Below are 350 nucleotides of genomic sequence, written 5' to 3'. Positions count from 1 at the left end.
AGTAACCGTAAGGAGCTAGCCGCCTAAGGTGGGACAGATGATTGGGGTGAAGTCGTAACAAGGTAGCCGTATCGGAAGGTGCGGCTGGATCACCTCCTTTCTAAGGATTTTTACATGACGTACGTTTGTTGAATTTGTTCAGTTTTGAGAGAGTAATCTCTTAAAAACATTGTTCTTTGAAAACTAGATAACAGTAATTGCTGAGGAAAAGTGAAACTTTTCTTTTAATCAAACCAATAAATAACACAACAGTATGTTGTACCATTTATTCGCTAATGGTTAAGTTAGAAAGGGCGCACGGTGAATGCCTTGGCACTAGGAGCCGATGAAGGACGGGACTAACACCGATA

The 350-nt window shown here is 41.1% G+C and carries 1 rRNA gene; it reads left to right on the top strand.

From position 1 onward, the window contains the following. Positions 1-100, top strand: a 16S ribosomal RNA gene (locus tag AC0C45_RS30125); the annotation flags it as partial. Between the last annotated feature and the right edge of the window lie 250 nt (positions 101-350).

Source organism: Priestia sp. VA7 (genome assembly GCF_055710015.1).
Note: the sequence above shows the minus strand (reverse complement) of the source record. Positions and strands in the feature narration are given on the sequence as shown.